The 297-nt window shown below is 53.9% G+C and carries 1 protein-coding gene; it reads right to left on the bottom strand.

The window, feature by feature from the left end; all coding sequences use genetic code 11:
• Positions 1–56: 56 nt before the first annotated feature.
• On the bottom strand, positions 57–297 hold a 241-nt coding region (locus ACZYTC_RS34365), incomplete at its 5' end, for a hypothetical protein (RefSeq protein WP_488991772.1).

Genomic DNA, 297 nt, shown 5'->3' with positions numbered 1-297 from the left:
ACGTAAGGGAGTGGGAGACACCAGGCACATACCTCAGACAAATTCGAAGAGGCGCATCATAGAAAGCATTCGACAGAGCGCAACGGAAAAATAGCGGCGGCGATCAATTGGCGGAGCAAGACGATCGGGCGAATTCTGATGCCCGGACAATATTCGGGGCCAGCGCTGACCCGCGCGGTTTTGATTTTGTTTAGGACGTGCAGAAAAACATTTGCATCCCTGCTCATATTGCGTTCAATTTGGGAACGGTTCGTGTCGAATCTGCCAGCCGGCAAGTGGTGGTCCTCCCTGCACGGC

The sequence above is a fragment of the Labrys sp. F242 genome, from assembly GCF_057813875.1.
Note: the sequence above shows the minus strand (reverse complement) of the source record. Positions and strands in the feature narration are given on the sequence as shown.